This is a genomic window from Stenotrophomonas sp. 3diitr2024, assembly GCF_042136455.1.
Classification (GTDB): domain Bacteria; phylum Pseudomonadota; class Gammaproteobacteria; order Xanthomonadales; family Xanthomonadaceae; genus Stenotrophomonas; species Stenotrophomonas sepilia.
In genome coordinates, this window is sequence record NZ_JBHHMJ010000804.1 from 1 (window position 1) to 6,080 (window position 6,080).

Annotated in this window: 5 protein-coding genes and 1 tRNA gene; all 6 read left to right on the plus strand. The window is 65.2% G+C overall.

Features of this window, described 5'->3' with window-relative positions; translation table 11 throughout:
• The first annotated feature begins 220 nt into the window (after positions 1-220).
• Positions 221-856 (plus strand): transcriptional repressor LexA, encoded by a 636-nt coding sequence (gene lexA / locus ABGA94_RS21400; RefSeq protein WP_005416045.1) that lies wholly within the window; start codon positions 221-223, stop codon positions 854-856.
• Positions 857-1,060: 204 nt separating this feature from the next.
• Entirely contained in the window at positions 1,061-2,098 is a 1,038-nt protein-coding gene (gene recA, locus ABGA94_RS21405; protein WP_005416046.1) for a recombinase RecA, read from the plus strand.
• 110 nt (positions 2,099-2,208) lie between these two features.
• Positions 2,209-2,700 (plus strand): recombination regulator RecX, encoded by a 492-nt coding sequence (gene recX / locus ABGA94_RS21410; protein ID WP_005416047.1) that lies wholly within the window; start codon positions 2,209-2,211, stop codon positions 2,698-2,700.
• A gap of 109 nt (positions 2,701-2,809) precedes the next feature.
• On the plus strand, positions 2,810-5,458 hold the full coding sequence (alaS, locus tag ABGA94_RS21415) for an alanine--tRNA ligase (protein WP_111128164.1): 2,649 nt from the start codon (positions 2,810-2,812) through the stop codon (positions 5,456-5,458).
• 147 nt (positions 5,459-5,605) lie between these two features.
• Complete coding sequence (gene csrA, locus ABGA94_RS21420) at positions 5,606-5,809, plus strand: carbon storage regulator CsrA (RefSeq protein ID WP_004152909.1); 204 nt, start codon at positions 5,606-5,608, stop codon at positions 5,807-5,809.
• Positions 5,810-5,887: 78 nt separating this feature from the next.
• Positions 5,888-5,980, plus strand: a tRNA-Ser gene (locus ABGA94_RS21425).
• The last annotated feature ends 100 nt before the right edge of the window (positions 5,981-6,080 follow it).

Below are 6,080 nucleotides of genomic sequence, written 5' to 3' on the forward strand. Positions count from 1 at the left end.
AAGCACACATAGTGTGCTTGCCGCAGCGGTTCCCCATCGGAACCGTGGAATCGCTGCGCGATCCCTGTAGGGCCGACCGCTGGTCGGCTGCTCTTGCTTTTGCCTTTGCCGCCCGGCCATTGGCCCAACTGCCGAGCATGGCTCGGCACTACAGATCCCATCACCTGTTTGTCGTACCCGGCACTTGCAGTTGTGTGCGTTAGTAGTAATACTACTAACCATGGACCTGACCGACACCCAGCAGGCGATCCTGCAGTTGATCGCCGAGCGTATCGAGAGCGAAGGCGCACCGCCGTCGCAGACTGAAATCGCACGCGCGTTCGGCTTCAAGGGGGTGCGTGCGGCCCAGTACCACCTGGAAGCCCTGGAGCAGGCCGGTGCGATCCGTCGCATCCCGGGCCAGGCTCGCGGCATCCGCCTGGTGCAGGCACCGCCGGTCGAAAAGCTGGCCGAGCCGGGCCTTCCGGACAGCGTGCTGCGCTTGCCGGTGCTGGGCCGGGTCGCTGCCGGCTTGCCGATCGGTGCCGACATCGGCTCCGACGATTTCGTGGTGCTGGACCGGGTGTTCTTCTCGCCGGCGCCGGACTACCTGCTGAAAGTGCAGGGCGACTCGATGATCGATGAGGGCATCTTCGACGGTGACCTGATCGGCGTGCACCGCACCCGCGACGCCCGTTCCGGGCAGATCGTGGTGGCCCGCATCGATGACGAGATCACCGTCAAGCTGCTGAAGATCGCCAAGGACCGCATCCGCCTGCTGCCGCGCAATCCTGATTACAAGCCGATCGAGGTGCTGCCGGACCAGGATTTTGCGATCGAAGGCCTCTATTGCGGCCTGCTTCGGCCCAATCGTTGACCCGCTCCATGGTGCATTACCCCGCGGTCTTTTGTGGCGATTCTCTGGTTCCACTGAGGTTGGTACGGATGTCCGATAATTCTTTTCAGAGCGCCGGGCAGAATCTCAGCCTGTGCGATACGTCCGACTTAAAGTGAACCCATGGCAAAGAAGACCCCCAAAGACAGCACCCCCAACGACATGACCTCTGCAAGGACCAATACGATGGACGAGAACAAGAAGCGCGCCTTGGCTGCTGCTCTGGGCCAGATCGAGAAGCAGTTCGGCAAGGGCTCGGTGATGCGCATGGGCGACCGCGTGGTCGAGCCCGTCGAAGCCATCCCGACCGGTTCGCTGATGCTCGACATCGCACTGGGCATTGGCGGTCTGCCGAAGGGCCGTGTCGTTGAGATCTACGGGCCGGAATCCTCGGGCAAGACCACCCTGACTCTGCAGGCCATCGCCGAATGCCAGAAGATGGGCGGTACCGCGGCCTTCATCGATGCCGAGCACGCGCTTGACCCGATCTACGCCGCGAAGCTGGGCGTGAACGTGGACGACCTGCTGTTGTCGCAGCCGGACACCGGTGAGCAGGCGCTGGAAATCGCCGACATGCTGGTCCGTTCGGGCTCGGTTGACATCCTGGTGGTCGACTCGGTCGCCGCGCTGACCCCGAAGGCCGAAATCGAAGGCGAAATGGGTGACCAGCTGCCGGGTCTGCAGGCCCGCCTGATGAGCCAGGCGCTGCGCAAGCTGACCGGCAACATCAAGCGTTCGAACACCCTGGTGATCTTCATCAACCAGCTGCGCATGAAGATCGGCGTGATGATGCCGGGCCAGAGCCCGGAAACCACCACCGGCGGCAACGCGCTGAAGTTCTACGCCTCGGTCCGCCTGGACATCCGCCGTATCGGTGCGATCAAGAAGGGCGATGAGATCATCGGCAACCAGACCAAGATCAAGGTCGTCAAGAACAAGCTGGCGCCTCCGTTCAAGCAGGTCATCACCGAGATCCTGTACGGCGAAGGCATCAGCCGCGAGGGCGAACTGATCGACATGGGCGTGGATGCCAAGCTGGTCGAGAAGGCCGGCGCCTGGTACAGCTACGGTGAAGAGCGCATTGGCCAGGGCAAGGACAATGCCCGCGGCTACCTGCGCGACAACCCGACCGTCGCCGCCAAGCTCGAGGCCGAGCTGCGTGAGAAATTCCAGCCGGCCGAAGCGGCCCGCGAGGAAGGCGACGACGAAGGCGACGACGAGTAAGGCTTGCTGTGGGGCAGGGCGGCGCCGTCAGTGACGTCGCCCTGTCCCGCAGGTTCGAATCGCCCAGGGATGGGCAGGGCGCCAAGGACGGCGCCACCCTTGGAGCATCGATGTCCGACGCCGAAGACATTCCTACCGGCCGCAAGCGCCGGCAGCGTGAGCAGACTCCCGTACAACGGGCGCTGGGCCTGCTGGTCCGCCGCGAGCACTCGCGCAAGGAACTCACCCGCAAGCTGACCGCCCGTGGCATCGAAGACGAAGCCGCGCAGGCCGCTGTCGCCAAGCTGACCGAAGCGGGCTGGCAGGACGACACCCGTTTTGCCGAGAACCTGGTGCGGATGCGCGCCAATACGGGTTATGGCCCGATCCATGTCCGCGCCGAGCTGGGCACCCATGGCCTGGACAGTGCCGCGATTGCCGCGGCGATGGACAGTTACGATGGCGACTGGCAGGAAAATGCCCGTGATCTGGTCCGCCGGCGCTTTGGCGAGGCCGGTCCGCAGGACCTGACGCAGCGGCGCAAGGCCGCCGATCTGCTGGCCCGACGGGGCTTCGACGGCGACAGCATCCGCCGTGCGACCCGCTACGACCCGGATGACTGAGACTGGCGGCGCCGGGCCTGATACCCTTTAGGTTTTCGGCGCTCCCTCGCGACCCTGGCCAACACGGCCGGTGGTCCGGGTCCGCCGGCCCGCAGACTGCCAGCCCCCAATGAACGCATCCGCCAAATTCACGACATCCCAGATCCGCAGCGACTTCCTTGAATTCTTCAAGGGCAAAGGCCACACCATCGTGCCCTCGGCGCCGCTGGTGCCGGGCAATGATCCGACCCTGCTGTTCACCAACTCCGGCATGGTGCAGTTCAAGGACGTGTTCCTTGGCGCGGAGAAGCGTAGCTACGTGCGCGCGGCCGACGTGCAGCGCTGCCTGCGCGCGGGCGGCAAGCACAACGATCTCGACCAGGTCGGCTACACCGCACGCCACCACACCTTCTTCGAAATGCTGGGCAACTGGTCGTTCGGCGACTACTTCAAGAAGGACGCGATCGCCTGGGCCTGGGAACTGCTGACCCAGGTCTGGAAGCTGCCGGCTGAACGCCTGTTGGTCACCGTCTACCAGACCGATGACGAAGCCTACGAGCTGTGGCGCGACATGGTCGGCGTACCGGAAGAGCGCATCGTGCGCATCGGCGACAACAAGGGCGCACCGTTTGCCTCGGACAACTTCTGGCAGATGGCCGACACCGGCCCGTGCGGCCCGTGCACCGAGATCTTCTACGACCACGGTGACCATATCGCCGGTGGCCCCCCGGGTTCCCCGGATGAAGACGGCGACCGCTTCATCGAAATCTGGAACCTGGTGTTCATGCAGTTCGACCGCCAGCCCGACGGCACCCTGGTGCCACTGCCGGCGCCGTGCGTGGATACCGGCATGGGCCTGGAGCGCCTGGCGGCGATCCTGCAGCACGTGCACACCAACTATGAGATCGACCTGTTCCAGGCGCTGATCCGCAAGGCCTCCGAGCTGACCGGCACCGCCGACCTGGAGAACAAGTCGCTGCGCGTGATTGCCGACCACATCCGCGCCTGCTCGTTCCTGATCGTCGACGGCGTGCTGCCGTCCAACGAAGGCCGGGGTTACGTGCTGCGCCGTATCATCCGCCGCGCCCTGCGCCACGGCTGGATGCTGGGCGTGCGCCAGCCGTTCTTCAGCAAGCTGGTGCCGACGCTGGTCGAGCAGATGGGCGAGGCCTATCCGGAACTGCCGGCTGCGGTGGACACTGTCACCCGTGCGCTGCAGGCCGAGGAAGAGCGTTTCGCCGAAACCCTCGATGCCGGCATGAAGATCTTCGAGGACGTGGCCGGCAAGGCCAGCAATGGCGTGATCCCGGGCGTTGACGCCTTCCGCCTGTATGACACCTATGGCTTCCCGCTCGACCTGACCCAGGACATCGCCCGCGAGCGCGACCTGACCGTCGACATCGCCGGCTTCGATGCCGCGATGGAGCAGCAGCGCGAGACCGCGCGCGCGGCCGGCAAGTTCGGTGGCGGCGTGACCCTGCCGGCCGAGCTGGTGGCGACCCTCAGCCCGACCCAGTTCCTGGGCTATGACCGCCTGCAGGCCGACGGCCTGAGCGTGCTGGCCCTGCTCAAGGACGGTCGTCCGGTGCAGTCGGCCGATGCGGGTGACGCAGTCATCGTCATCACCAACCAGACCCCGTTCTACGCCGAGTCCGGCGGCCAGGTCGGCGACACCGGCGTGCTGACCGGCAACGGCGTGCGCCTGGTGGTGGAAGACACCCAGAAGTTCGCCGGCCAGTTCCATGGCCATGTCGGCACCCTGTCCGAAGGCGGCCTGAAGGTCGGCGATGTGCTGTCCGGCCAGGTCGATGGCGAGCGCCGTGGTGCCACCATCCTCAACCACTCGGCCACCCACCTGCTGCACGCCGCGCTGCGCGAAGTGCTGGGCACCCACGTGCAGCAGAAGGGCTCGCTGGTCGCGCCGGACCGCCTGCGCTTCGACTTCTCGCACTTCCAGCCGATCAGTGCCGACGAACTGGCGGTGATCGAGCGCAAGGTCAACCAGCAGGTGCGTGCCAACAACGCCGCCGAAGTGCACACCATGGGCATGCAGGAAGCGCTGGACTTCGGCGCGATGGCCCTGTTCGGTGAGAAGTACGGTGAGCAGGTGCGCGTGCTGAAGATGGGTGACTACTCCACCGAGCTGTGCGGTGGCACCCACGTCAACCGTACCGGCGACATCGGCCTGTTCAAGATCACCTCCGAGGGTGGCGTCTCCGCGGGCGTGCGCCGCATCGAGGCCGTCACCGGCCAGGGCGCGCTGGACTACGTGGACGCCGAAGAGGCCCGCCTGGCCGAGGCCGCTGAGCTGCTCGGTGGCAGCGCTGCCGACGTGGTCGAGAAGATCCGTGCCCTCGGCCAGCGCCAGAAGCAGCTGGAGCGCGAACTGGAAGGCGTGAAGGCCAAGGTTGCTGCGGGTGCCACGGCCGACCTGTCCGGCCAGGCCGTCGAGGTTGCTGGCGTGAAGGTGCTGGCCGCCCGCCTGGAGGGCTTCGACGCCAAGGCCTTGCGTGACGCCATGGACCGCCTCAAGCAGCAGCTGGGCGACGCGGTGATCGTGCTGGCCGGCGCCCAGGACGGCAAGGCCGCCCTGGTCGCAGGCGTGAACGGCAGCGCAATGGGCAAGGTCAAGGCCGGGGAACTGTTGTCCCATATCGCCGGTCAGATCGGGGGCAAGGGCGGCGGACGCCCGGACCTCGCCCAGGGTGGTGGCGAGGACGGGCCCGCCCTTGCCACTGCGCTGGCTGCAGTCGTCGAATGGGTCAGCCCCCGCCTGTGATGAACCTGGCCGTCCCCCTCCTTGTAGGAGCGGGACGGCTGACGGTACCATTGCGAATCTTTTCCCTTTGTCGTGGTAGCGCTTCTTGACGGAGCGTCAAGCCGGTGGGGGATACCCTTCCACACGGTTCCATGGAGACTTACAAAAATGTTGATCCTGACTCGCCGCGTCGGCGAAACCCTGATGATCGGAGACTCGGTGAGCGTCACCGTGCTTGGCGTCAAGGGTAACCAGGTGCGTATCGGCATCACCGCGCCGAAGGACGTCGCTGTGCATCGCGAAGAGATCTATCAGCGCATCCAGCGTGGTGATGAAGCCGGTGGCACCGGTAGCGAAAATTCTGCCGAATAACGCTTTACCTTCGCACTTGATTAACGTTATGATTCACGCCCCGCTGAGGTGCAACGCACCAGACGCGGAGAAAACCCCGGAGTGATGCCCGAGTGGCCGAAGGGGCTCCCCTGCTAAGGGAGTATAGGGTCAAAAGCTCTATCGAGGGTTCGAATCCCTCTCACTCCGCCAGATACAAAGAAGCGCCTGCAGATCATCGATCTGCAGGCGTTTTTCTTTGCACGGATGCAGGGTCCCGGCGTGCCATCCAGCGATCATTGATCGCTGGATG